General features: G+C 66.8%; 1 protein-coding gene. It reads left to right on the top strand.

The window, feature by feature from the left end:
- Nucleotides 1-211 (top strand): transposase (locus tag R2S09_RS40470; protein WP_316746311.1); only part of this gene is annotated, 211 nt, incomplete at both ends.

Raw genomic sequence — 211 nt, 5'->3', positions numbered from 1 at the left:
GCTGTCGCGGAAGGCGAAGGGCTCGGCCAACTCCGAGAAGGCTCGGCGTCGCGTCGCCAAGGTCCACGCCCGGATCACTGACCGGCGCCGGGACTTTTTGCACAAGCTGTCCACTCGTCTCGTCCGTGAGAACCAAACGGTCGTGATCGAGGACCTCACCGTCCGCAACCTGCTGAAGAACGGCCGCCTCGCGCGCGCCGTCTCGGATGCG

It is taken from the genome of Streptomyces sp. MK7 (assembly GCF_032658145.1).
Classification (GTDB): domain Bacteria; phylum Actinomycetota; class Actinomycetes; order Streptomycetales; family Streptomycetaceae; genus Streptomyces; species Streptomyces spiralis.
Note: the sequence above shows the minus strand (reverse complement) of the source record. Positions and strands in the feature narration are given on the sequence as shown.